The following is a 26,559-nucleotide window of genomic DNA, read 5'->3' as shown; positions in this document are numbered from 1 at the left end:
GTCGGTGGTGGAGCGGTTTGGTGTGTCGGTGTGTCATTTTGTGCCGTCGATGTTGTCGGTGTTTGTCGATGCGCTGGGTGGTTCGGGTGGTGCGGGGTTGGGGTCGTTGCGGCAGGTGTTCTGTTCGGGTGAGGCGTTGGGTGTTGCGGGTGTGGAGGGGTTGCGGGGGTTGGTGCCTGGTGTGCGGGTGGTGAATTTGTATGGGCCGACTGAGGCTGCGGTGGATGTGACGTCGTATGTGGTCGTCGGTGGTGAGGTGGTGGTGCCGATTGGTCGTGCGGTGTCGAATGTGTCGGTGTGGGTGTTGGATTCGCGGTTGCGGCCGGTTCCGGTGGGTGTGGTGGGTGAGTTGTATCTGGGTGGGGTGCAGGTGGCTCGGGGGTATGCGTCTCGGTCGGGGTTGACTGCGGAGCGGTTTGTGGCGGATCCGTTTGGTGGGTTGGGTTCGCGGTTGTATCGGACGGGTGATCGGGTGCGGTGGTCTGGTGTTGGTGAGTTGGAGTATTTGGGGCGTAGTGATTTTCAGGTGAAGTTGCGGGGGCAGCGGATCGAGTTGGGGGAGATCGAGTCGGTCCTGCAGACCGCACCCGGCGTGACCCAGGTGGTGGCGTCCGTGATGGAGGTGCCCGCCGGCGAGCAGCTCGTCGCCCATCTGACCGGAACCGATGTCGATCTCGATGCCGTCCGGACCGTGGCCGAGAAACTGCCGGGCTACATGCGTCCGACGTCCTGGGTGATCCTCGACGAGATGCCGTCGAACACCGCGGGCAAGATCGATCGCAAGGCACTCCCGCTTCCGATGTACGCGGCCGACGAATACGTCGCCCCGTCGACACCCGCCGAGATCGCCGTCGCCGACGTCTTCGCCGATGTGCTCGGGGTCGACGAGGTCTCGGTCGGCACCAGCTTCTTCGACGCCGGCGGGAACTCGCTCGCAGCAACCCGTCTCGCGTCACGACTGGGACGAACGCTCGGCGTCCCGGTCACCGTGCGGGACGTCTTCGACGAGCCGACCGTTCGCGGCCTCGCCGCCCGCGTCGAACGTTCCGGCGCCGATCCCGCGGCGCTCGGCCCGGGGGTGGGCGAGAGGGCATTCCCGCCGCGTCCCGACGTCCTGCCGCTCTCCAGTGCACAACGACGCATGTGGTTCATCAACCAGTACGAACCCGACGTCGCGTCGTACATCATCCCGTTCGGATTCCGTATCCGCGGACGGGTCGACGTCGAGGACGTCCGGTCCGCGATCGGCGATGTGATCGCGCGGCATGAGATCCTTCGGACCACCTACCCCCTCGGGCCGGACGGCCGACCGCACCAGGTCATCGCCGACGACGGCGACTTCGATTGGCGGGTGGTCGATTCCGATGCCGAGGCGATGGCCGTCACCGCGGTGCCGTACGACCTCACCCGGGACCTGCCGGTACGGGCACGTCTGCACCGCGACCCGGCCGACGGTGCGCTGCTCGTCCTCGCGATTCACCACATCGCCGCGGACGGGGCGTCGGGGACGGTCCTGGCCCGCGACCTGCTCACCGCATATGTCGCGCGACGTGACGGCGGGCCACCGGACTGGGCGCCCTTGCATCGCCAGTACGCCGACCATGTCCTGGAACTCCGGCAGGGAGACGAGACCGCGGCCACCCGACGCCAGTGGTGGGCGGACCGCCTCGCCGGTGCTCCGGCGCTCCTCGACCTCCCGACCACACACCCGCGACCGTCGACCCGCGACACTCGCGGTGCCACGGTCGACTTCACGATTCCGGGCCGCACCGCGTCGGCCGCCGCCGATCTCGCCCGTGCCACCGGGACCACGACGTTCATGGTGCTGCACGCCGCGCTCGCGGCGCTCCTGAGCCGCCTCTCGGGGAGTGGAGACATCGTGATCGGCACAGCGACCGCCGGCCGCGATGGCGAGACCGACGACCTGATCGGCATGTTCGTCAACACCGTCGCTCTGAGGAGCCGGGTCGTGGCGGACGGCGGGTTCGCGGACCTCCTCCACGAGATCCGCGACGGCGACCTCGACGCCCTCGCACACGCCGACGTCCCCTTCGACGAGGTGATCGACGCGCTCGGGATCACCCGGGCCGCGTCCTACGCGCCGCTCGTCCAGGTCCTGCTGACCACCGCCGACACCGCCGACACCGCCACGCTGCCCGCGGAGTTGTCCACAGAGCTCGCCGGCCTCGACATCAGTCCGGTGGTCGTCGTGGACGACTCCGCCAAGTTCGACCTCACGGTCGCGGTGCGCACCGACGGGGCGGCGGGCGCACCCTGGCGCGGCACCCTCACCTACGCCGTCGACCTCTACGACGATGCCGACGCCCGGCGCCTGGCCGACCGCTTCGTCAGCCTCCTGGTCGGGGCGGTCGCCGACACCACCACGCCGGTCGGCGATCTCGAACTGCTCGCCGCCGACGAGAACACGGGACCGCTGGTCTCCGGTGACCCGGACCCGGGTGTCGTGCCCCTTCCCGCACTGCTCGCCGCCGCCGTCCGATCGCGGGGCGACCACCCTGCCGTCATCGACGACCTCGGCGGCTGGACGTATGACGAGTTGGACAACGCGAGTTCTCATCTCGCCGCCGAACTCGTCGAACAGCGCGTCGGTCCGGACGACGTCGTCGTGTGCGCCTTCCGGCGGTCGGCACGGGCACAACTCGCACTGTGGGCGGTCGCCAAGGCCGGCGCGGTGTACTGCCCGGTCGATCCCCGCCATCCCGCGGATCGCATCGCCGGCGTGGTGGGAGCCGCGCGCGCCGAGGTTGCGCTCACAGACGGCTCGGTGCCGACGTCGACCGGGGAGTTGCAGTGGATCCTTCTCGACGCCGACCGGGCCGCCGAACTGAGGTCACGAGAGCCCCGGTCGGCTCCCGCGATGCGGCGCCCCGTGTACCCCGACGACGGCGCCTACATGATCTTCACCTCCGGTTCGACCGGAATGCCCAAGGGTGTGCTCGTCACCCACCGGGGCCTGTCAGGAGTGGCCGCGGTGCTGCGCGACCGTCACGGATCAGGGCCGCAGGCCCGATGGCTGGGTATCAGCTCACCGGCCTTCGACGCCTCGATCCTCGAGGTCCTCGGCGCCTACGGCAGCGCGGCCACGCTCGTCGTCGTCCCGCCGGAGATCTACGGTGGACGCGAACTGGCGGACTTCGTCACGACGCATCGGACGACACACGCGTTCCTGGTGACCTCGGTGGCCGCCTCACTTCCCGACCCCGCGTCGTTGCCGTTCACCAACGTGCTCGTCGGCGGCGAAGCCGTCCCCGATGCCGAGAAGGACCGTTGGGCCGCGCACACCGCCTTCCACAACGGTTACGGACCCACCGAGACGACGATCGTCGGCGTCACCTCACCGGCGATCGGCCTCGACGAACCGGTCCGGTTGGGACGTCCCGTGCCCGGCACCACCGCGCACGTGCTCGACGCCCGACTCCATCCGGTGCCACCCGGCGTCGTCGGAGAGCTGTATCTCGCCGGCGGGGAGCTCGCCCGCGGTTACCACGACCGTCCGGCCCTCACAGCCGAGCGTTTCGTGCCTGCCCCGTTCGGCTCACCGGGCAGCCGCATGTACCGCACCGGCGACCTCGTCCGGCGGTCGCGCACCGGCGAACTGACCTATGTGGGGCGCAGCGATTTCCAGGTGAAGCTGCGTGGCCAGCGTCTCGAACTCGGTGAGATCGAAGCGACCCTGACCGCTCACCCGGCCGTGCGCAACGCGGTCGTCATCGGCGTGGGCGACCCCGTCTCGGAGCTCGCCGGGTACGTCGAACCCCTCGATCCGAACACAGAGCTCGACACCGCAGACCTTCGCGAACATCTCGCCGGGCAGCTACCGCCGTACATGGTTCCCGCGCGCCTCTCTGTCCTGGAACGGCTCCCGCGCAATCCGGTCGGCAAGATCGACCGCAGGCAGTTGCCGGAGATCGACACCGCCGACGCGACCGACACCCACACACCGCCGTCGGGTCACACCGAACGAATCCTCGCCGCGGTCGTCGCCGACATCCTCGACCTCGAGAAGGTCTCGGCCACCGCAGACTTTTTCGCCATCGGCGGGAACTCGCTGTCCGCGACCCGACTGAGCGCCCGTGCCGGGGACCAGTTCGGCGTCCGCCTGGGCGTCCGCGACGTCTTCGAGTCGCCGACCGTGCGCGGGCTCGCGCGGCGCATCGAGACCGCCTTCGACTCGGAGCCGCCGCAGGCGCCACTGGTGCGCGTCGTCGACCGCCCGGACCGGATTCCGTTGTCGTATGCGCAGCAACGCATCTGGTTCCTCAACCGGTTCGAACCGGAGTCGGCTGCCTACACCATCCCGTTGGCCGTACGACTGCGCGGTTCGCTCGATCGGTCGGCGCTGCGTGAGGCCGTCACCGATGTGCTCGCGCGGCACGAGATCCTGCGCACCGTTTTCCCGGCCGACGCGGGTGAACCCTTCCAGCGAGTCCTCGACATCGACGAAGCCCGAGCAGCACTGCGGTGGGAAACCGACACGCTGCCCGCCGATCCGTTCGCCGCCGACGACCTGTCCGTGCTCCTCGGGCCGCCCGGGTTCGACATCACCACCGAGATCCCGCTGCGCGTACGGCTCCTGGAAGTGGGAGGAGACCGCACGGACGGTGACGATCACCTCCTCGTCGTACTTCTCCATCACATCGCTGCCGACGGCGAGTCGATGCGACCGTTGCTGTCCGACCTGTGGACGGCCTACCTCGCGCGTGCCGAGGGACGGCCACCGGCGTTCACCGAACTACCGGTCCAGTTCGCCGATCACGCACTGTGGCAACGGCAGACCCTCGGCGATGTCGACGCCCCGGAGTCGGTGCTCGGCAAGCAGGTCGGGTACTGGGTCAACCGGTTGTCCGACCTGCCCGACCTCCTGCCGTTGCCGACAGATCGCCCGCGGCCGCCGGTCGCGTCTCAGCGTGGTGGCCGTGTCACCGCGGAGATCCCGGCCGACCTGGCCGCCCGGATCTCCGCGGTGTCCCGGGATCGCGGGATCACCGACTTCATGACGATTCACGCGGCCCTCGCGATCCTCCTGGCCCGCCTGTCGGCGAGCCGCGACATCGCGATCAGCACGCCGGTCGCCGGACGTGGCCACGCTCATCTCGACGACCTGGTCGGCATGTTCGTCAACACCCTGGTCCTGCGCAGTGAGGTCGACCCGTCGATCGGTGTCCGCGACTTCCTCGACCGCGTCCGCGTCGACGACGTCAACGCGCTCGCCCGCGCGGATGTCCCGTTCGACTATCTCGTGGACCGGTTGTCCCCGGCGCGATCCGAGGCCTTCGCCCCGCTGAGCCAGGTGATGCTGTCGGTGCTGCACGCCGAGGGCTCTGCTGAGACCGCCGACGCAGCCGAGGCCGCCGGCGGACTCCGTCTGGAACCTCTCGCGGTGTCCACCGGGACCACTCAGCTCGACATGACGGTCGCGGTCAGCGTGAACCCGCAGGGTGCGTGGCCGGTCGAGATCGTCTACGCGACAGATCTGTTCGACGCGTCGACCATCGAGGTGATGATCACGCGGCTGATCCGTGTGCTCGACGCTCTCACCGGCACGGAGATCGACGGCCGGTCGGTGGGCGAGATCGATCTGACCGACGACGCCGAGCGGGCCCGGATCGCCGAACTGGTCTCCGGGCCGGACCTGTCCGTGCCCTGGTCGACGGTCTCCGAGGCGGTCGACGCCGCTGCCCAGAGCGCACCCGGCGCGATAGCTCTGGTGGCGGGGGATCGGACGCTGACCTACGCGGAGTTCACCACCCGGGTGTCCGATCTCGCACAGCGGCTCTCGGACCAGGGCGTGGGACCGGATGTTGCCGTGGGCGTGTGTATCCCGCGTTCGGTCGAGCTCGTCCTGGCGATCCACGCCGTGGTCGCCGCCGGTGGCGCCTACGTGGTCATCGACCCGGCAACGCCGCCGGAGCGACTCGCGGCGATGATCGACGCGGCGTCGATCTCGGCGATCCTGGCCGCCGACCCCCGGCCCGAGGTCCTCGTCGGCGTCAGACCGGAGGTCCTGGTGGTCGACGCCGACACCCCGGTTGCCGACGACCACGCCGCGGCGGTGTCCCGCACCGCATTCCGTCGGGTGGTCGACCCCGACAACGCGCTGTACACACTGTTCACCTCGGGATCGACGGGAACACCCAAGGGCGTCACGGTCAGTCACCGAGCAGTCCTGAACCGTCTCGCCTGGATGCACATCCGGGAACCGCTGAGCACCGACGACGTCGTGATGCTGAAGACCCCGGCCACCTTCGACGTGTCGGTGCCGGAACTGTTCGCGCCACTGATGGCCGGTGCCCGGCTGGTGATCGCCGAGGACGGCCGCCACATCGACCCGGCCTACGTCCTCGACGAGATCCGACGCCGGGGGATCACGTCGATCCACTTCGTGCCGTCGATGATGGCGGCGTTCGCCGAGTACATCGGCGACGACCCCGAGCGGCGCGCGGCCCTGGCGACGTTGCGACGCATCCACGCCTCCGGCGAGGCGCTTCCCGCCGCGACCGCGCATGCGCTGGGTGCGCTCGTCCCGGACGCGGACATGGACAACCTGTACGGGCCCACGGAGGCCGCCGTCGAGGTCACCGCTCACCGCCTCGGTACCGACGAGGTGACCGTGCCGATCGGCCGGCCGATCGCGAACACCACGACCTGGGTCCTCGACGACCGGCTGCAACCCGCGCCGGTCGGGGTCGTCGGCGAACTCTATGTCGGCGGCGGGCAGCTGGCCCGCGGGTACGCCTCCCGACCGGATCTCACCGCCGAACGCTTCGTCGCCGACCCCACCGGGCGTCCGGGCGCCCGCCTGTACCGGACCGGTGACCTGGTCCGATGGAACGCGGAAGGCGAACTCGAATACCTCGGACGCGCCGACTTCCAGGTGAAACTCCGCGGACAGCGCATCGAGCTGGGGGAGATCGAATCGATCCTCGCGCGAATCGACGGCATCACCCACGCCGCGGCGACCGTCCGGAGCGGACCGACCGGCGAGGTCCTGGTCGGCTACCTGGCCGGCGACGTCGACCTCGACGCGGTGCGGGCGCGCGTGGCCGAGACCCTGCCGCAGTACATGCGACCGACGCAGTGGGTGATCCTCGACGACGTTCCGCTGACCGCCACCGGCAAGCTCGACCGGCGTGCGCTGCCCGCGCCGACCGCGGTGTCGGCCGAGTTCGTCCCGCCCGCCGACGGAATCGAGCGAGCCCTGGCGGCGGTCTTCGCCGACGTCCTGGCCCTCGACGAGGTCTCGGTGACGGTGCCGTTCTTCGACCTCGGCGGGCACTCGCTCGCCGCGATGCGTGTGGTGGCCGGCGTCGCCGAACGTCTCGGGGCGGACATCGACATCCGCGACATCTTCCGCGCTCCGACCGTAAGAGAGCTCGCGCGTACGCTGACCCGGCGGCGACTGTCGGCGCAGCCGTTGAGTCGTCGCCGGCGCCCGGAGCGGGTTCCGTTGTCGTATGCGCAGCAACGCATCTGGTTCATCAACCAGTTCGATGTGGCGTCGCCGGTGTACAACATGCCCGTCGCCTTCGATGTACTCGGCGACCCAGACCTCGCCGCGTTGCGCGAGGCCTTGCTCGACGTCATCGCCCGACACGAACCGCTGCGCACCGTCTTCCCGATGGCGGACGATGGGACACCGGTACAGCTCGTGCTCGACACGAGTGACGCGGCAACCCGCTTGCGCTGGAACGTGACAGCCGATCTCGACGCCGCGATGGCCGTCTGCGCCGAGGGATTCGACGTCACCGTCGACCTCCCGGTGCGGGTCGCGATCGCGCCCATCGACGGCGGATACCGCGTCGTCGTGGTGATCCACCACATCGCCGGTGATGCCGCATCCCTGCAGATCCTGACCGGGGAACTGCTGGTCGCGTACCAGGTGCGAGCGTCGGGAACGAATCTGCCCGCACCGGAGCCGCTGGCGGTGGGTTACGTCGACCACACGCTCTGGCAGCGTGAGACTCTGGGTGACCTCGACGACCCGACCTCGCTGATGACTGCCCAGTTCGACTACTGGTCGACGGCGCTCGACGGCATCCCCGCGGCGCTCGACCTTCCGACGGACCGGCCGCGACCGCCGGTGATCGATCACCGGGGCGGACGACTGCCGATCGAACTCGGGCCCGAACGCAGCGCCGCGGTCGCCCGTACCGCCCGGGCGCACGGGCTGACCCCGTTCATGGTGTGCCACGCCGCCTTCGCCGCGGCGCTCGCCAGACTCGCCGATGTCGACGACGTGAGTATCGGGGCCGCGGTGTCGGGTCGTGGGCAGGCCGCGACGACGCGCATGATCGGCATGTTCATCAACACCGTCGTCCTGCGCACGAGGGTCGGAACCGATGACACCGTCGCCGATCTGCTCGATCAGGTACGCGACACCGATGCGGCGGCCTTCGCCCACGCGGACATCCCGTTCGAGACGCTCGTCGAGCGCCTCACGCCCGTCCGGTCCACCGCGCACGCCCCGCTCGTCCAGGTCATGATCAACTACCTGGCCGACACCTCTGCCGGACACACCGACCGGTTTGCGGTGCCGTCGGAGATCGCCGACGGTCTCCGCGCGCAGCCCGTCGACCCCGGACCCCCGCCGGCCAAGGTGGACCTCACACTGGGGCTCGCGGAGACCACGACCCGCGACGGGATGGTGATCACCGGCGAGATCGACTACGCAGCAGCGCTCTTCGAGCCGGCGACGGTCGCGGTGTTCCGCGATGTCTTCGAGCGGATCATCGATGCGATCACGACGGACGAACCGGCCACCACCCTGCTGGGTGAGATCGAGTTGGTGACCGAGGACGATCGTCGTCGACTCAGTACCGAGGGTGCGCCGGGTGCGGTCGTCGTCGACACCGCCGGGCGGGCGTTGCCGGCCCGAATCCCCGGCGAACTGCGCCACGACGGCCAGTCGACGGGTGTGCTCGCACGGTGGCTGGATGACGGCGCGAAACCGGGGATCGAGGTCCTCGGCCGGCTCGACCGTCAGGTCCGGCTACGCGGGCTGCGCGTCGATCTCGACCTGGTCGAGACGGCCCTCGCCGAACTCGACGGTGTGCGAGCGAGCGGTGTCGTCGCTGTCCCGAGCGACGACGGTGTCGAGATCCATGGATGGGTGAGCGCCGACCACGAAGGCATCACCACCGACACCATCACCGCTGATGATCTACGTCGCGCTGCCGTCGAAGTCATCGCACCGCACTGTGTCCCGTCGGTCCTGACCATCGTCGGCGAGATCCCCGTCGGGGACGACGGACGACCCGACCACGCGCAGATGTCGGCGGTGATTCGGGAGACCGCTCACAACGCACACGCCGCGGAGCAGCCGGTGGCGCCGGCCGGGGAGTGGGAGGAGCTCGTCGCCGAGTGCATGTCCACGGTCACCGGGGTCGCGGTCACGAGCGCGGCCCAGGGATTCTTCGACGTCGGTGGGACGTCACTGTCCGCGGTCCGTCTCGTCGCCGAACTCCGTCGCCGTACGGGCATCCCGGTCGAGGTCGCCTGGGTGTTCGCCGGACCCACCCCTCGCGACCTCGGCGCTCGGTTGGCCGCACACCTCGAACCGGAATCCGCCGAAACAGTCGCGGCCGACCCGAAGAACGGCGGCGTCGTCGTACCGCTGCGCCGTGAGGGCTCACGGAACCCGGTGTTCTGTGTGCATCCCGCCGACGGACTGGCGTGGCTGTTCGGCGGTCTCGCACCCCATCTCGACGACCGGCCGGTGTACGGACTCCAGGATCCGTATGTGGTGGCCGGCGATCTCCCCGACGCCACGGTGCACGATCTCGCCGTTCGCTACGTCGACGAGATCCGACGCATCGCCCCCGAGGGGCCGTACCACCTGCTGGGGTGGTCGATCGGTGGCCTGATCGCGCAGGAGATGGCCGTCGAACTGCGGTTGCGCGGCGAGGACGTCGGATTCCTGGGGCTGCTCGACAGCTACCCGGCCGACGACGTAGAGCTGGCGACGAGTTGGACGGACGAGGGGGAGATGTCGGTGGACATCGACGCCCGAGAGCTGGCCTCGGAGTTGCTCGGCGGTTGGCGTGAGGTCATCGACGTCGACGAGCTCGTCGACCCCGACGACGCGGGATCGGTTGCGCCGGAGACGATCGCCGTCGCGATCCGGGACAAGGTCACCGGACTCGGATTGCTCGATGCGGAGTCCTTCGACCGGATGCTGACGCGCATGACGAGTTCTGCCGAGCGCACGATCTCGCACCGGCCGCGACCGTACGACGGCGACACCATGCTCATCGTCGCCGCCGACAGCGACACCGAGGGCTCGGCGGACGCGGGCCCGAACCGCTGGGCGCCCTACCTGGGCGGTGGCGTCACGCGGATCGACATCGACACCGACCATCTCGGCATCGTCGGCAGCGACGCCCTGTCGGAGTTCGGACCGCGGATCGACGCAGCGATCAGCGACGCGGAGTCGCGGCGTCGGTGACGGCAGGCAGATCCGCCAGCACCGCGGGCAGCGGCTCGTCGTGCACGACCACCAGACGCTGAGTGGCACGGGTCAGTGCGACGTACAGGTCGCTGAGACCGCGCGGTGACTGGGCGATGATCGTTGCCGGCTCGACCACGATCGTGGTGTCGAACTCGAGCCCCTTGCAGGTCCGGACCGTGTAGACCTTCGGCGCCTCCACACCCTTCGCATCGAACGCGTCCGGGTCCAGAGCGGCGGCCACCACATCGACCAGCGTGTCGGGGACGACGACGGCCGTGAGTCCGTCGGGTTCGGCGAGATCGACGGCGTGGAGTACTCCGGCCGCGATGCCATCCGCGTCACCGGTGTCGTCCACCGGGATAGCCACCGGCTCGATACCGTTGCTGCGCAACGAGGTCGGCGCGGTCTCGCCGTTGCCGATCTCGTCGAGGACACGGGCGGCATAGGTCATGATCTCGCTGGGCGTGCGGTAGTTCACCGATAGTTCCTTGAACTGCCATCGCTTCGCGACGTACGGCTCGAGGACCTCACCCCACGACCGGGTACCCGCCTCGTCGGATGTCTGGGCGGTGTCACCGATGATGGTCATCCACCGGTTCGGGATGCGGCGCATCACCATCCGCCATGCCATCGGCGAGAGCTCCTGCGCCTCGTCGACGATCACATGACCGAAGGTCCAGGTGCGGTCGCCGTAGGCGCGCTCGGCGGTGGTGGCGCGTCGGGTCTCGGTCTGTCGCGACGCCAGTTGTTCGGCGTCGATCAGGTCGTAGGCCATCAGGATCTCGGGATCGAGCTCGTCCTCGAGATCCTGTGGGGCCGACCCGGTCAGGATGTCGAGAGCATCCTGCGCCTCGGCGAGCTGGCGCCGCCAGCGTGCACGTTCGGCGCGTTCGGCGTCGTCGGTGCCGTATCCGATGAGTTCGGCCAGCTCGTCCAGTAGCGGAACGTCGGCGGGGGAGAAGTCCTCCCCGGTGGTGGAGAAGGTGCGCGGTTTCCGCAGCAGCGCTGCCCGGTCGTCGTCCGACCAGCCGGGCGTGGCCCTACGGATGGCGCGTTCGTCGGTCAGCAACTCGCGCAGCATGTCCTGCGGCGTCAGGGTCGGCCAGAACTTCAGCAGCGCGGCACGGATGTCGGGGTCCTGGCTCATGTCGTCGCGGATGTCGGCGATGTCGGCAGGGCTCAGCAACTGCGAACCGTCGAGCAGACTGGAACCGATGGTCGAGGCATGGCGCCGGGCGAGTTCGGCGAGACCGGCCTTGAGGAAGGCGTTCTGCGACTGGTTGTGGGCACGCCGTGTCGAACGGGCCTTGGCCCGTGCGGCTTTGACCAGTTCGGAGTCGATCTCGACCCGGTAGCTGTCGAAATCGACCGGCTCCGGCCGGGACGGCAGGGACTGCTTGGCCCGCACCGCACGTTTGAGGACGTCGACCATCCGCAGGGCGCCCTTCACCCCGGTGGTGACACGCGGGTCCTCACTGCGGGCCCGGACGCCGGGGAACAGGTCGCCGATCGTCGAGAGAAGTACGCCGGACTCACCGAGCGACGGCAGGACCTGACCGATGTAGCTGAGGAAGTCGTCGTTGGGTCCGATGATGAGAATGCCGCTGCGCGAGAGAACCTCGCGATGTGTGTAGAGCAGGTAGGCGGCGCGGTGCAGCGCGACGGCCGTCTTGCCGGTGCCCGGCCCGCCCTGGATGACCGTCACACCCCGGTGCGTCGACCGGATGATGAGGTCCTGCTCCCGCTGGATGGTCTCGACGATGTCGGTCATCTCGCCGGTCCGCGCCGCGTTCAGCGCGGCGACGAGGGCGGATTCGTTGACGACGTCGCCGTGGCCGAAGTCGTCGAGGAGGGCATCGCCGGCGGTCAGCGATTCGTCACTGACCCCCCGGACCTTGCGACTGCGGGTCCGGATGTGGCGACGGCGGGCGACCTCCTCGGGCGCCGCCGGGGTGGCGAGGTAGAAGGGACGCGCGAGCGGTGCACGCCAGTCGAGCAGCAGCGTTGCGTCGGTCGCGGTGTGGTCGTGCGTACCGTCGTCACCGAGGCCGTCGTCGAGGACGCCGATTCGCCCGATCCGCCGGATCTCACCGTCGTCGAGGTCGAGGCGGCCGAAGTACAGATTGTGTTCGGCGGCATCGAATTTCGCGAGATCCTCGTTGTACATCCGTTCGTAGGACTCGCGCTCAGAGAGTGCTTGCGGGGTCCCACCGCGCTCGCTCAGGGTCGAGGACAGGCGGCGCTGTGTGGTCTGGCGCATCCGGTCGAGACGACCGTAGACGCGGTCGAGGTGTTCCTGTTCCTCGCTGATCCGAGGGTCGGTGTCGGGGGACAGTGCGGTCACTGCACAACTCCTCGCGCGTCGACGGGCCACGCCGTCCATGACAGTCGGGCATCCCTGATCTGCCCCGTCATCCGGGTCGCGTGATCGCCGGTCGCCAGTCGTGCGCAGACCTCGGCCGCCGTGCCTCGCAGGGCAGGGTCGTCGAGATGCCGCTGCAGCCAGCCGAACACGCCGGCCTGGGTGCCGAACGGCAGCGGCGTGTGGGTCGCGGGGTCGGCGAGGACTCCGTGACGCGACACGTAGATGTCGAACTCGTCCGGAGTGGCGGGAGCGTCGGCGGGCAGCCGAGGGTCACCGAGAATCAGGGGATGGTCGTGCGTGTTCACTGTCCGTCGATCGTAGTTGGGTTCGGTGAGGTCCAGCGCCTCGGTCTGCGGGGGTGAGAGCCAGGCGGCCACCGTCTCCACGGTGCCGTGACCTGCGCGGACGGGTGCCGCGGGAACGTATCCGCGAACCGCGACGTGGGCGGAATGACCGACTGTGATGTTGGCGACCCGTACCCGCGTCAGGTGCAGGACGCCGGTGGGGTCGAGGTGGCCGAGCTTGCGGCGCAACACGCTCGGCGCCGCGTTCGAGCCGACGGCCACCACCAGGCGCGTACCGGGTGGGGGAGCAGACTGTGGGTCCCGCTCGACCACAACGGACGCGGACACCCAGGGGTAGTTCTCTGGTGGGTGTGCCGCGTCCGTGTGGTTGTCGGTGGTGCTCAGCGTCGTCCTCGCATCGGGCTACCGGGCAGGACGGTCAGCCGCGCGCCTTGCGCCAACGCTTGCGACCCTCGTCTGCGGTGTGCGCCGCGGTCTCCTCGGCGGCGGCCGCGAGATGCCGGGCGGACTCGGCGAGCTCGGCCGACCGGGCGCGTGCGAGTTCGGCGAACCCGGTCGAGCGATCCCGGGCGATGTCGGCGAACTCGGCAGAACGGTCGCGGGCGACGTCGGCGAACTTCGGAGCGTTCTTCGCGGCCTGCTTCTTGGCCTTCTTCGCGCGCTTCTGCGCCTGCTTGGCCAGCTTCGGTCCGCGCTTGCGTGCGGTCTCGGCCAGTTCCGACGAGCGATCGAGCGCGGCGTCGGCCAAGTTCGACGAACGCACGATGGCGGCGTCGGCCAGAACGGGGGCGCGGTCGCGCAGACGGTCGGCGACCTCGGCCGCGGTGTCGGCGGCCCGCTCCGCGATCTCGAGCGAACGCTTCTGCGCGGACTCGGCCAGTTCGGGGGCGTGCTCGCGGAACTTGGCGGCGGCCTCGGAGGTCCATTCCGCGGAACGCTCGGACAGCACGTGGGCGCCCTTGCTCAGCAGGTCGCCGGCCTCGGCCGACCGCTCGCCGACGATCTCGGCGCCCTCATGGCCGCGCTCGACGAGGGTGTCCCAGGTCGAGTGGCCGGCAGCGGCACCGATCGGGAGTGCTGCGGCGACGGCACTGGCCTTCTGCTTGCCGCGCCACGCGAGCGACGGCTTGCCCTCGGTGTCCACCGCGGCCAGCAGCACGCCGCCGAGCAGGCCGACGTTCTTGATGAACGCGTCGCGCTGGGCTTCCTTGCGGACCGGGTCGGCCTCGTTCCAGAAGTCCGTGCCGGCGGCCGTCGTCGGGATCAGGGTTCCGGCCAGGACCACCGAGGCGAGACGCGGGAACTTGCCGGTCGCCAGCAGGATGCCGCCGCCGATCTGCGCCGCGGCGTTGATCTGGACCAGCGTCTCGGTGTTCTCCGGGACCTTGTCCGCGACCTCCTGGGGCAGAGCGGTGCGCGCCTTGTCGACGAGCGGCGCCGCGGACTGCGCGATCGGTTTCGGGCTCCGGATGGCGTCGACGCCACTGGCGACGAACGCAGATGCGAGGAGCGGGCGGGCGATACGGCGGAGAATCATCGGTCACAACCTTCTTCGATCGAGTGCGGTTCGAGATCCGTCGGGGTACAGCGCATTTCTGGCCTGATCAACGCTACCCGCCCTTCGGATACATGCAGGTGAATCGACTCTTCGTGATCCGTTCGGGAACTTCGGGAGCACCGAGGTCACGATCGGGAGAGCGTTTCGGATGTCAGGTAACCGGAGAGGCCCATGCCCAAACCTGAAGCAAACCCGCCCCTTTTCCGTAAACCCACCCCGTCGTGAGGGGGCGAGTTTACGGAAAAGGGGTGGGTTTGTGGGGTGTCACCAGCCGCGTTCGCGCCACTCCTGCAGCGACGGACGCTCGGCGCCGAGGGTGGTGTCCTTCCCGTGGCCGGGGTAGACGACGGTCGAGTCGCCGAAGCGGTCGAACAGCTTCGTCGAGACGTCCTCGATGAGGGTGTCGAAGTCCTCGGACTTCCAGGTCTTGCCGATGCCGCCGGGGAACAGGCAGTCGCCGGTGAACAGATGGACGGTGTCGCCGTCGGTGAGGGCCAGGGCGATGGAGCCCGGGGTGTGGCCGACGAGGTGGATCGCCTCGAAGCGGAGGTCGCCGACCTCGATCACGTCGCCGTCGTCGACGAGACGATCCGGGGCGACCGGCAACTCAGGGGCGTCGAACCGGCCGGCAGCGGTCGGGACGCCGGTGTGCTCGGCAACAGCGGCGAGGGCTTGCACGTGGTCGAAGTGCTGGTGGGTGGTGAAGATCAGTGCGGGCTTCCCGCCGATGGCGTCGAGGGTGGCGATGATCGTGTCTGCGTCGTTCGCGGCGTCGATGATCAGCTGGTCGCCGGTGGCCTTCGAGGTCACCACGTACACGTTGTTGTCCATCGACCCGACGGACAGTTTGACGATGGTGGCCGAGTCCAGGGTGCGTCGCTGCGGGGTCTTCGACTCGGAGAGATCGCCGGTGTAGGAGTCGCTGATCGGTGTCGCTGAAGTCATGGGACAAGGCTATGACACCGCTTGTCCGGTGTGTGACGCTCGCGACGGTCGGGCGTGGCCGGGGCGCGGGTATCGTGGACTATCGGTCCGATGGTGTATGCGCGGATGGCGAGACCGATCGTCCGGCCCGCGGGCCTCGAATCCCATCCGGGCCGACGCATGCGGAACAGAATTGTCGGTGCCCGTCGTTACGGTGCCCATGCGCCACCCGTGCGCCCCGGTGAGTTTGAGAAGACTCTGACTTGAAAAGAATGTTAGGACTGCAGTGGTTGATCGTCTGATCGTCCGAGGTGCCCGCGAACACAATCTTCGCGGCATCGATGTCGACCTCCCCCGGGACAGCCTCATCGTGTTCACCGGGTTGTCGGGGTCGGGCAAGTCGTCCCTCGCCTTCGACACGATCTTCGCCGAGGGCCAGCGTCGCTACGTCGAGTCGCTCTCGGCCTACGCCCGGCAGTTCCTCGGTCAGATGGACAAGCCCGACGTCGACTTCATCGAAGGTCTGTCGCCGGCGGTGTCCATCGACCAGAAGTCGACCAACCGCAACCCGCGGTCGACGGTCGGCACCATCACCGAGGTCTACGACTACCTACGTCTGCTGTATGCCCGCGCAGGTAAGGCGCACTGTCCGATCTGTGGCGAGGCGATCGCCAAGCAGACGCCGCAGCAGATCGTCGACCAGGTGCTCGCCATGGAGGAGGGCACCCGCTTCCAGGTCCTCGCGCCCGTGGTCCGAACCCGCAAGGGCGAGTTCGTCGACCTCTTCGCCGAACTCCAGACCCAGGGCTTCTCGCGCGCCCGCATCGACGGCGTCGTCCACCAGCTGACCGACCCGCCGAAGCTGAAGAAACAGGAGAAGCACGACATCGAGGTCGTCGTCGACCGCCTCGTCGTCAAGGCCGGCGCCAAGCAGCGTCTCACCGATTCGGTGGAGACCGGGCTGCGGCTCGCCGACGGCATCATCGTGCTCGACTTCGTCGACCTCGAAGAGGACGACCCGAACCGCGAGCGTCGGTTCTCCGAGAAGATGGCGTGCCCCAACGCCCACCCGATCGCGATCGACGACCTCGAGCCGCGCTCGTTTTCGTTCAACTCGCCCTACGGCGCCTGCCCCGAGTGCGACGGCCTCGGCATCCGCAAGGAGGTCGACGAGGAACTCGTCGTGCCCGACCCGGAGATGAGCCTCGCCGAGGGTGCGATCGCGCCGTGGTCGACCGGCCACAACGCAGACTACTTCCTGCGCCTGATGTCGGGTCTGGCCGACCAGATGGGCTTCGACATCAACACCCCGTGGAAGAAGCTTCCGGTCAAGGCTCGTCGAGCGTTGCTCAACGGCAGCGACCACCAGGTGCACGTGAAGTTCCGCAACCGCTACGGACGAACCCGCTCGTACTACACCGAGTTCGAGGGCGTCATGTCGTTCCTCGCCCGGCGGATGGACCAGACGGAGTCCGAGCAGATGAAGGAACGCTACGAGGGGTACATGCGCGACGTGCCGTGCCCCGCCTGCCAGGGTGCGCGTCTGCGTCCGGAGATCCTCGCGGTCACCCTCGACCATCCCGAGTACGGCCCGAAGTCGATCGCCGAGGTCTGTGCGCTGTCGGTCGCCGACTGCGCGAACTTCCTCGACAACCTCCACCTCGACGAGCGTCAGGCCGCGATCGCCGGCCGCGTGCTCAAAGAGGTCCAGGCACGCATCCGCTTCCTGCTCGACGTCGGACTGGAGTACCTGTCGCTGTCGCGTGCGGCCGGATCGCTGTCGGGTGGCGAGGCCCAGCGCATCCGTCTCGCGACGCAGATCGGCTCCGGACTCGCGGGTGTCCTCTACGTCCTCGACGAGCCGTCGATCGGTCTGCATCAGCGCGACAACCGTCGACTGATCGAGACCCTCACCCGACTCCGCGACCTGGGCAACACGCTGATCGTCGTCGAGCACGACGAGGACACCATCCGGTCCGCCGACTGGATCGTCGACATCGGTCCCCGGGCCGGTGAGCACGGCGGTCACGTCGTGCACAGCGGCAGCTACAAGGAACTGCTGAAGAACCGTCAGTCGCTGACCGGTGCATACCTCTCGGGCCGGGATTCACTCCCGATCCCGGAGATCCGCCGGCCGATCGACCGCAAGCGTCAGCTGACCGTCGTCGGTGCGCGTGAGCACAACCTGCGCGGGATCGAGGTGTCGTTCCCGCTCGGCGTGATGACGGCGGTGACCGGTGTGTCCGGCTCCGGCAAGTCGACGCTGGTCAACGACATCCTCGCGACAGTGCTCGCCAACAAGCTCAACGGCGCACGTCAGGTGCCCGGCCGCCACACTCGGATCAAGGGACTCGACAACCTCGACAAGCTCGTCCAGGTCGACCAGTCGCCGATCGGACGCACCCCGCGCTCCAACCCGGCGACCTACACCGGCGTCTTCGACAAGATCCGCACCCTGTTCGCGGCGACCACCGAGGCCAAGGTGCGCGGCTACCAGCCGGGCCGGTTCTCGTTCAACGTCAAGGGCGGCCGATGTGAGGCCTGCACCGGCGAGGGCACGATCAAGATCGAGATGAACTTCCTGCCGGACGTCTACGTCCCGTGCGAGGTGTGCCACGGTGCCCGCTACAACCGCGAGACCCTCGAGGTCCACTACAAGGGCAAGACCATCGCCGAGGTTCTCGACATGCCGATCGAGGAGGCCGCCGACTTCTTCGAGCCGGTCACCTCGATCCATCGCTACCTCAAGACCCTCAACGACGTCGGTCTCGGTTACGTCCGCCTCGGACAGCCGGCCCCGACCCTGTCGGGTGGCGAGGCGCAGCGCGTGAAGCTGGCGTCGGAGCTGCAGAAGCGGTCGATGGGTCGCACCGTCTACATCCTCGACGAGCCGACCACCGGCCTGCACTTCGAGGACATCAAGAAGCTCCTCGCGGTGATCAACGGCCTCGTCGACAAGGGCAACACGGTCATCACCATCGAGCACAACCTCGACGTCATCAAGACTGCCGACTGGGTCATCGACATGGGACCCGAGGGTGGCAGCGGCGGCGGCACGGTCGTCGCCGAGGGCACCCCCGAGGACATCGCGGTCGCCCCGGGCAGCCACACCGGCAAGTTCCTCGCCGAGATCCTCGAGGTCGACGAGACGGTCGCCTCGGCCGGCTGACAGCCACAGCAGAATCGCCACTTCCGTTGCAGCAGTGCTGGTTACAGCCAGCGCCTCTGCTCGGAAGTGGCGATTGTGCGTACGGTTGGGCTATTGGCCCATCGACTTGCGGATCTCCTCGAGCCGCTTCTTCGCGGCCTCGTCGCGCTTGCGCATCATCTCGTCGACGCTCTGGCCTTCGGCACTCGCCTCGGCGAGTTCCTGGGAGCCGATCGCAGTGGTGATCCGGTTCTCGATCTTGTCGCGGACGAAGTCGAAGGTCGGGACACCGCTCTCGGTGTAGTCGGGGTCGGGGAGGGTTCCCGGAACCGGGCCGGTGTGCACGATCTCCGCATCGATGATGTCGTCCGACGGGGACGTGTTCGGTGCGTCGGACTCTCCGGGATTCGTCATGAGTCCAGGTTAGTGGTTTCGACACGGCTCGTCGCTACGCTCTTGACCTGCTCAACCAGCAGAGCCCTGCCGGCCGACCGGCGACGATCGAGCGACCGACGCGGGACCCGCGCCCGGCCGGCCGGCCGAGTAGCGACGACCGAGCGAAGCGAGGACGCCGCGTATCGAGGTCCGCCTACTTCTTCGGCGCCCGCACCGGGCCGGTGTACTTCTCGCCGGGTCCTTCGCCGGGCTCGTCCGGGTAGGCGCTGGCCTCGCGGAAGGCGAGCTGCAGGCCCTTGAGGCCGTCGCGGATCGGGGCGGCATGGATGCCGAGGTCGGCCTTCGACGCATCGACGAGGCCGGCCAGCGCGGTGATGAGGGTGCGGGCCTCGGGCAGGTCGATCCGGTCCTCCGGGGTGCCCTCGGCCAGGCCCAACTTCTCGGCGGCGGCACTCATGAGCATCACGATGGACCGGGTGATGACCTCGATGGCCGGAATATCTCCCAGGTCACGGACGTTGTCGAAGTCAGTGCGTGCCGCATCATCGATGTCGGCGCCACTGCCCGTCGCACCCCCCTGGGGTGTCGGTGCTTGTGACGAATTGGGGTTCTCGGCCATGGCTGTTAGACTCCCATAGCACGACCGCCCTGGTATGCGCCGGGGTCGTAAGTGGAGTTCCGCTCCCACCGTTCGACGCGAGTCCTCGCCTGGCGAGTTCGCCGCAGTCGCACGGTCCGGTTCACGCCGATCGTCGCAGATCGCATCCTCGTGATGCGACTGGAGAGATCGGCCGCGCTGTGCCCTCGAGATGCAGTGAAGAGAATCGGTCGGTAACGGAGCCCCGCGGACACTGTCCCGGGGCTCGTTTGCTGAGGTTTGCGCTCGTTCTCCTGCACACGACCCTCGCCACGACGCGACGGTTACCACTGCAGGATTGAACTAGGAGGCCCCATCAGCACTGAGACCCGCATCAACGAGCGCATCCGCGTCCCTGAGGTCCGACTCGTCGGACCCAACTCGGAGCAGGTGGGCATCGTGCGTGTTGAAGATGCGCTTCGCTTGGCTTACGAAGCCGACCTCGACCTCGTCGAGGTGGCTCCCGACGCCCGTCCGCCGGTCTGCAAGATCATGGACTACGGCAAGTTCAAGTACGAAGCGGCCCAGAAGCAGCGCGAATCGCGTCGCAATCAGCAGATGACCGTCATCAAGGAGCAGAAGCTCCGCCCCAAGATCGACGACCACGACTACGAGACCAAGAAGGGTCACGTCGTCCGGTTCCTCGAGGCGGGGTCGAAGGTGAAGGTGACCATCATGTTCCGCGGCCGCGAGCAGTCCCGTCCTGAGCTCGGCTACCGCCTGTTGCAGCGCCTGGGCAACGATGTCGCCGATTACGGCTTCGTCGAGACCTCGGCCAAGCAGGACGGTCGCAACATGACGATGGTCCTCGCCCCGCACAAGGGTGCGAAGACCCGCCAGAAGGCGCAAGAGAGCCGCGAACGTTCCGGCGGCCCGAAGAACGCGCCGGACGAGAGCTGAGCCGTTCGGCCGGACGCGGGTGCATGCCCCGTCCCGGCCGAGATCACGAGACGTGAACCCGGATTCCAGCCGGACCTGGTCAGGTTCGGCTGCCCGAGTTCGCCCGACAGAAGGAAAGACATGCCTAAGAGCAAGACCCACAAGGGCACCGCGAAGCGATTCAAGGTGACCGGCAGCGGCAAGATCGTCCGTCAGAAGGCCAACCGCCGCCACCTGCTGGAGCACAAGCCTTCCAAGCGCACCCGTCGTCTCGACGGCACCACCGTCGTCAGCGAGAACGACACCCCTCGCATCAAGCGCCTGCTGAACATCTGACGCGCGCGAACCCAGACCTCTGACAAGCAAAAGGATTTAACACATGGCACGCGTGAAAAGGGCAGTGAACGCCCAGAAGAAGCGTCGGTCCACCCTCGAGGCCTCGAAGGGCTACCGCGGACAGCGGTCGCGCCTCTACCGCAAGGCCAAGGAGCAGCAGCTCCACTCGATGACCTACGCCTACCGGGACCGTCGCGCCCGCAAGGGTGAGTTCCGGAAGCTGTGGATCGCGCGTATCAACGCTGCGGCCCGCGCCAACGACATCACCTACAACCGCTTCATCCAGGGCCTCAAGGCCGCTGGTGTCGAGGTTGACCGCAAGGTGCTCGCCGACATCGCGGTGACCGATCCCGAGGCCTTCACCGGCCTGGTCGAGGTCGCCCGCAAGGCCCTGCCGGCTGACGTCAACGCCCCGGCTGCCTGATTGCGCCACACCACACACGACCCGCGAGTCGCCCGAGGGATGATCCGATGACGGAGATCCTGTCCGAGCGATCCTCGCGGGTCGTGTCGTATGCAAAGCTCCATCGCGCTGCCGAGCGGCGCGAGCAGGGGCGTTTCCTCGCCGAGGGGGCCAACTCGGTGTCCTCGGCTCTCGCGGTCGAACGCGCCGAGGTCGTGCTGGTCGCCGACGAGGACCGACTCCGGCATCGGGAGATCACCGATGCCGCCGAGTCGGCCGGCGTCCCGGTTCTCGTCATCTCTGCTCGAGCGGCGTCGAAGCTCGCGGAGACCTCGACCCCGCCCGGGATCTTCGCCGTCTGCCCGCTCCTCGACGTGCCGCTCGAGACCGTTCTCGCCGACGAGCCGCGGCTGCTCGCGATCGCCGTCGAACCTCGGGAACCCGGGAACGCCGGAACGCTCATCCGATGCGCCGACGCGATGGGCGCCGACGCCGTCGTGCTGCTCGGTGACGCGGTCGATCCCCACAACGGGAAATGTGTCCGCGCGAGCGCCGGCAGTGTCTTCACCGTGCCGGTGGTGCGGCAGCGCACCCTGACCGAGGGTCTCGATGCCATCTCCGACGCCGGCATCTCGCTGCTCGCGACCGCCGCCGACGGTGAGGTGAACCTCGACCACGCCGCCGAGGTGCTGTCCGGCCGGATCGGCTGGCTCTTCGGCAACGAGGCCCACGGGCTGCCCGCCGGCATCCAGACGGCCGCCGACCACCGGGTGTCCATCCCCATCCGCGGACGCGCCGAGAGCCTGAACGTCGCCGCCGCGGCGGCGATCTGTCTGTACGAGAGTGCGCGCGTCCACAAGGCGGTGGGTCGCGGCTGACAGCTGTCCGAGGCGGCCGGTAGGGTCGGCGATCGTGTCAGAAACCGTGTCACCCGCCTCCGCGCCCCAGCCCGAGTCCGCTCCCGCAGTTCCCGCCCCATCGGAGGCCGCGACCCCGCAGACGGTGCCCGCTCCCGACCCCGCAGTCGTGAACAGCCGCATCGCGTCGGCGATCGCCACCGAACTCGGCGTCGGCGTCGGTCAGGTCCGGGCCGCGATCGAACTGCTCGACGGCGGGTCGACGGTCCCGTTCGTCGCCCGGTACCGCAAGGAGGTCACCGGCGGTCTCGACGACGCCCAGCTGCGCACCCTCGACGAGCGTCTCGGCTACCTCCGCGACCTCGAGGCCCGGCGTCAGTCGGTCCGCGAGTCGATTGCCGCCCAGGGCAAGCTCGACCCCGAACTCGACGCACGAATCCTCGCGGCCGACACCAAGGCCCGCCTCGAGGACATCTACCTGCCTTACAAGCCGAAGCGCCGCACGAAGGCCCAGATCGCCCGCGAGGCCGGGCACGAGCCGGTGGCCGACGCCCTCCTGTCGGACCCGACCACCGACCCGTCGACCTTCACCGCCGAGCAGCTCGACGGTGCGCGCGCGATCGCCGTCGAACGGTTCGCCGAGGATGCCGACCTGGTCGGTGAACTGCGTGAACTGATGTGGCAGACCGGCGTGCTGCGGACCGCGGTGCGCGAGGGCAAGGAGTCGGCCGGCGCCAAGTTCGCCGACTACTTCGACTTCTCCGAGCCCTTCACCTCGATCCCGTCGCACCGGGTGCTCGCCGTGCTGCGCGGGGAGCGCGAGGAGATCCTGTCGGTCACCCTCGACGCCGATCCGGAGGCGGCCGACCGCCCGGCCGGACCCGGTCCGTACGAGCAGCGCATCGCCGCGCGGTTCGGGATCTCCGATCAGGGCCGTCCCGCCGACCGCTGGCTCGCCGACACCGTGCGCTGGGCGTGGCGCACCAAACTGTTCGTCGGACTCTCCCTCGACGTCCGGATGCGGCTGCGCCAGGCCGCCGAGGCCGATGCGGTGGCGGTCTTCGCGACCAACCTCAAGGACCTCCTCCTGGCCGCACCCGCCGGTGCCCGCACCACGATGGGACTCGACCCCGGCCTGCGGACCGGTGTGAAGGTCGCCGTGGTAAACGAGACCGGCAAGGTCGTCGACACCGCCACCATCTACCCGCACGAGCCGCGCCGCGACAAGGCCGGCGCGCTCGCGGTGTTGGGAGCGCTCGTCCAGAAGCACGGCGTCGACCTGATCGCGATCGGCAACGGCACCGCATCCCGCGAGACCGATGCGCTGGCCGGCGAACTGATCGCCGCCATCAAGGACTCCGGCAAGAAGCCGCCGACCAGTGTCGTCGTGTCGGAGGCGGGCGCCTCGGTGTACTCGGCGTCGGCATACGCGTCGAAGGAACTGCCCGACCTCGACGTGTCGATCCGCGGTGCGGTGTCGATCGCCCGCCGCCTGCAGGATCCGCTCGCCGAACTGGTGAAGATCGATCCCAAGTCGATCGGCGTCGGGCAGTACCAGCACGACGTCTCCGAGACGCTGCTCGCACGCTCGCTCGGTGCCGTGGTCGAGGACGCGGTGAACGCGGTGGGTGTGGATGTGAACACCGCATCGGTGCCGCTGCTGTCCCGCGTGTCCGGAATCACCGCCGGACTTGCGGAATCGATTGTCGCGCATCGTGACTCGAACGGCGCCTTCCGCAGCCGCAAGCAGATCACCGATGTCCCGCGCCTCGGACCCAAGGCGTTCGAGCAGTGTGCCGGCTTCCTCCGGATCACCGACGGCGACAACCCGCTCGACGCGTCCAGCGTGCACCCGGAGGCCTACCCGGTCGTCACCCGGATTCTGGACAAGGTCGGCACCGACGTCCGCTCGCTGATCGGCGACACCGCGACCCTCACCAAGCTGCGTCCCGACGACTTTGTCGACGAGACCTTCGGTCGTCCGACTGTCATCGACATCATCGCCGAGCTCGACAAGCCGGGTCGCGACCCGCGCCCGGAGTTCAAGACCGCGACCTTCGCCGCCGGTATCGAGAAGGTCTCCGACCTCACACCGGGCATGGTGCTGGAAGGTCAGGTCACCAACGTGGCGGCCTTCGGTGCCTTCGTCGACGTGGGCGTCCACCAGGACGGCCTGGTGCACGTGTCGGCCATGGCCCACCGCTTCGTCTCCGACCCGCACGAGGTCGTGAAGTCCGGCGACATCGTCAAGGTGAAGGTCATGGACGTCGACGTCGAACGCAAGCGGATCGGCCTGTCCCTGCGCCTCGACGACGAGCCAGGTGCCGGCAACACCGGCGGCAAGGGCGGCGCCCGTGTGCCCCGCAGCGACAACGGCGGCAATCGCGGTGGTGGTCAGCGCCGCAACGATCAGCGCGGTGGTCAGGGCGGCCAGGGCGGTCGCGGCAACCCGGGCAACCGCGCGGGCGGCAGCAACCGCAACGACCGCAGGCCCGCGCCCAGCGGTGCGATGGCCGACGCCCTCAAGCGCGCCGGCTTCGGCAAGTAGCTCTCCCGACAACGGTCCCGGCACGCATGGTGCCGGGACCGTTGCTGTTCGCGCCCACACCCCGACCAGCTGAAAAGCGCCCCTGAGATCGGCCCTCCAGAAGTCGACCGACGACAGTGTGTCGCCGGCCCGCCTCTGGAGGGCGGATTCCGGGGGCGGGTTTCGGGGGTGGCTTTCGGCGGCGGATCGCGGAGCGGGGCTGCGGGGATTGCCGACCCCGACCGAGTAATTCTGCTCAGGTCCGGCGGCGCGTACCCGGCGACACTCGACGCATGCTCACGACGTCACCCCGCCGGAAGTCCGGGAGTCTGCCGACACCACTCGAGCTGGCCGCCCTCACCGGAGACCGGGATCGGGTCATCGACCTCATCCGCATCTGCTCGCTGCTCGTGGTGGTCGCCGGTCACTCGATCATGCTGACCGTCGACACGTCCGACGGCGCGATCCACCTCGGCAACACACTCGGGGATGTGCCGATCCTGCAGCCGGCCACCTGGCTGCTCCAGGTGCTGCCGCTGTTCTTCTTCGCGGGGGCCGCGGCGTCGACGCACGGCTGGATGTCCCGGGCTCCCGGCGACACCCCGTCAGCCGGGCACTGGCTGTTCACGCGTACCCAGCGTCTTCTTCGGCCGCTCGGCTGGTACCTCGGAGTCGTACTCGTCGTGCTGGCCGGACTGACGACGGCCGGCCTCGACGCCGCGGCCGATGTCGTCGCACGCCTTGGGGTGCAGTTGCTCTGGTTCCTCGGTGCGTACCTGCTCGTGCTGGCCGTCGTCCCACTGCTGCAGCGGATCCGCACATCTCTCCAGGTGGCGATCGCACTCGGAACCTGCTGGGGGAGTACGGCACTGATCGACGCCGTCCGACTCGACCACGGGCCGTCGTGGCTCGGTTACCTGAACTTCCTCACCGTCTGGACGATCCCGGCTGTACTCGGTGTCGCCTACGCGCGGCGAATCCTACGTCCGGGAACCGCGGCGGCCGTGGCGATCGGCGCCCTGATCCTCGACGCCGGGCTCGTGCAGTGGGGTCCGTATGAGGTCTCCCTCGTCACGGTGCCGGGCCAGCAGCTGTCGAACATGAGCCCGCCCAGCCTGCTTCTCGCGGGTCACGCGATCGTGCTGTGCGCGGGCGCCATCGCGGTGCGTCGAGTACTGGTGAGCATCGCCGACCGTCCGCGGGTCTGGTGGTGGGTAGTCCTCGGCAACCGTGGTGCGATGACGCTGTATCTCTGGCACCTCCCGGTCCTCGCCGCGGTCATCGTCCTGGGCGCGGCCTCGGGCCTGGATCGCGCCGACGTGCACTCCGCGTCGTTCCCGATCGTCGTCGGACTGCAGACGATGCTGCTCCTCGCCCTGATGGTTCCCGTCGTCGCGATGCTGTCTCCGTTGGAGAACCGGTCGATCCCGTGGTGGGACGACCCGGCCGCCCGCCGTGCCGGACGCGTGCGGGACGTGACCCTGGCGGGCGTCCTGGTGTGCCTCGGTGTCGCCGTCCTGATGGTGTCGCGGTACGGGCTGCTCGGGGGCGGCCGCATGTGGCTGATCGCCGGGATCGGATGCGCGGTGACGGCTCGTGTCCTCGCTCTTCGGCCCGCACCGCGTCGCGGAGCGGACGCACTTCCCGGAGGCGACGCCTCCCTGCAGGTCAGCGCCTCGCGGCGGTCGACTACCCTCGATGGGAGTCATCGCCGCCGTTGACGGTCGCCTCGAGCCGGTTCTCCCGCGCTCGACCA

Annotated in this window: 14 protein-coding genes; 8 read left to right on the top strand and 6 right to left on the bottom strand. The window is 68.9% G+C overall.

Annotated elements, in window-relative coordinates; genetic code table 11:
* Nucleotides 1–10,465 (top strand): non-ribosomal peptide synthetase (locus tag LQD00_RS06585; RefSeq protein ID WP_269784728.1); only part of this gene is annotated, 10,465 nt, incomplete at its 5' end.
* Here LQD00_RS06585 and LQD00_RS06580 read toward each other — a convergent pair.
* From LQD00_RS06580 to LQD00_RS06565, 4 genes are all read right to left on the bottom strand, one after another.
* Nucleotides 10,437–12,812, bottom strand: coding sequence for a HelD family protein (locus tag LQD00_RS06580; RefSeq protein WP_232716224.1), 2,376 nt, complete (start codon nt 12,810–12,812; stop codon nt 10,437–10,439). The genes LQD00_RS06585 and LQD00_RS06580 overlap by 29 nt on opposite strands.
* Complete coding sequence (locus LQD00_RS06575) at nt 12,809–13,465, bottom strand: hypothetical protein (RefSeq protein WP_232716223.1); 657 nt, start codon at nt 13,463–13,465, stop codon at nt 12,809–12,811. The genes LQD00_RS06580 and LQD00_RS06575 overlap by 4 nt, the downstream gene beginning before the upstream one ends.
* Nucleotides 13,466–13,556: 91 nt before the next feature.
* Nucleotides 13,557–14,675, bottom strand: a complete 1,119-nt coding sequence (locus tag LQD00_RS06570) for a DoxX family protein (RefSeq protein ID WP_232716221.1) — start codon at nt 14,673–14,675, stop codon at nt 13,557–13,559.
* A 285-nt stretch (nt 14,676–14,960) separates the two neighbouring features.
* Nucleotides 14,961–15,641, bottom strand: a complete 681-nt coding sequence (locus tag LQD00_RS06565; RefSeq protein WP_232716219.1) for an MBL fold metallo-hydrolase — start codon at nt 15,639–15,641, stop codon at nt 14,961–14,963.
* Between the two features lie 265 nt (nt 15,642–15,906).
* On the opposite strand from LQD00_RS06565, the gene uvrA reads away from it, so the two are divergent.
* Nucleotides 15,907–18,789, top strand: a complete 2,883-nt coding sequence (gene uvrA / locus LQD00_RS06560; protein WP_232716217.1) for an excinuclease ABC subunit UvrA — start codon at nt 15,907–15,909, stop codon at nt 18,787–18,789.
* A gap of 90 nt (nt 18,790–18,879) precedes the next feature.
* Here the strand turns inward: uvrA and LQD00_RS06555 are convergent, their stop codons facing one another.
* Together LQD00_RS06555 and LQD00_RS06550 are read right to left on the bottom strand one after the other, a co-directional pair.
* Nucleotides 18,880–19,182, bottom strand: coding sequence for a PspA domain-containing protein (locus LQD00_RS06555; protein WP_232716215.1), 303 nt, complete (start codon nt 19,180–19,182; stop codon nt 18,880–18,882).
* A 175-nt stretch (nt 19,183–19,357) separates the two neighbouring features.
* A complete protein-coding gene (locus LQD00_RS06550) occupies nt 19,358–19,783 on the bottom strand; it encodes a DUF1844 domain-containing protein (RefSeq protein ID WP_232716213.1) in 426 nt (141 codons plus the stop codon).
* 315 nt (nt 19,784–20,098) lie between these two features.
* Here LQD00_RS06550 and infC point away from each other — a divergent pair, with 315 nt between their 5' ends.
* The 6 genes from infC (at nt 20,099) to LQD00_RS06520 (ending at nt 26,524) form a co-directional block, all read left to right on the top strand.
* A complete protein-coding gene (gene infC, locus LQD00_RS06545; protein ID WP_081712428.1) occupies nt 20,099–20,701 on the top strand; it encodes a translation initiation factor IF-3 in 603 nt (200 codons plus the stop codon).
* A 120-nt stretch (nt 20,702–20,821) separates the two neighbouring features.
* Nucleotides 20,822–21,016 (top strand): 50S ribosomal protein L35, encoded by a 195-nt coding sequence (gene rpmI, locus LQD00_RS06540; RefSeq protein ID WP_005200211.1) that lies wholly within the window; start codon nt 20,822–20,824, stop codon nt 21,014–21,016.
* Nucleotides 21,017–21,059: 43 nt separating this feature from the next.
* Nucleotides 21,060–21,440 (top strand): 50S ribosomal protein L20, encoded by a 381-nt coding sequence (gene rplT, locus LQD00_RS06535; protein WP_005178731.1) that lies wholly within the window; start codon nt 21,060–21,062, stop codon nt 21,438–21,440.
* Between the two features lie 47 nt (nt 21,441–21,487).
* Nucleotides 21,488–22,297, top strand: a complete 810-nt coding sequence (locus LQD00_RS06530; protein ID WP_232716212.1) for a TrmH family RNA methyltransferase — start codon at nt 21,488–21,490, stop codon at nt 22,295–22,297.
* Nucleotides 22,298–22,331: 34 nt separating this feature from the next.
* Nucleotides 22,332–24,824, top strand: coding sequence for a Tex family protein (locus LQD00_RS06525; RefSeq protein ID WP_406566969.1), 2,493 nt, complete (start codon nt 22,332–22,334; stop codon nt 24,822–24,824).
* A 272-nt stretch (nt 24,825–25,096) separates the two neighbouring features.
* The gene (locus tag LQD00_RS06520) at nt 25,097–26,524 is read left to right on the top strand and encodes an acyltransferase family protein (RefSeq protein WP_232716210.1); all 1,428 of its coding nucleotides are present in this window, start codon (nt 25,097–25,099) and stop codon (nt 26,522–26,524) included.
* Nucleotides 26,525–26,559 lie beyond the last annotated feature (35 nt).

Source organism: Gordonia metallireducens (assembly GCF_021245825.1).
GTDB classification, from domain to species: Bacteria; Actinomycetota; Actinomycetes; order Mycobacteriales; family Mycobacteriaceae; genus Gordonia; species Gordonia namibiensis.
This window is presented reverse-complemented; position numbering and strand designations above follow the sequence as displayed.

What these genes read in the sequence shown, in the direction of transcription:
- LQD00_RS06570 (WP_232716221.1), bottom strand. Translation starts at nt 14,675, where the DNA reads ATGATTCTCCGCCGTATCGCCCGCCCGCTCCTCGCATCTGCGTTCGTC.
- LQD00_RS06565 (WP_232716219.1), bottom strand. Translation starts at nt 15,641, where the DNA reads ATGACTTCAGCGACACCGATCAGCGACTCCTACACCGGCGATCTCTCC.
- LQD00_RS06555 (WP_232716215.1), bottom strand. Translation starts at nt 19,182, where the DNA reads ATGACGAATCCCGGAGAGTCCGACGCACCGAACACGTCCCCGTCGGAC.
- LQD00_RS06550 (WP_232716213.1), bottom strand. Translation starts at nt 19,783, where the DNA reads ATGGCCGAGAACCCCAATTCGTCACAAGCACCGACACCCCAGGGGGGT.
- rpmI (WP_005200211.1), top strand. Translation starts at nt 20,822, where the DNA reads ATGCCTAAGAGCAAGACCCACAAGGGCACCGCGAAGCGATTCAAGGTG.
- rplT (WP_005178731.1), top strand. Translation starts at nt 21,060, where the DNA reads ATGGCACGCGTGAAAAGGGCAGTGAACGCCCAGAAGAAGCGTCGGTCC.
- LQD00_RS06530 (WP_232716212.1), top strand. Translation starts at nt 21,488, where the DNA reads ATGACGGAGATCCTGTCCGAGCGATCCTCGCGGGTCGTGTCGTATGCA.
- LQD00_RS06520 (WP_232716210.1), top strand. Translation starts at nt 25,097, where the DNA reads ATGCTCACGACGTCACCCCGCCGGAAGTCCGGGAGTCTGCCGACACCA.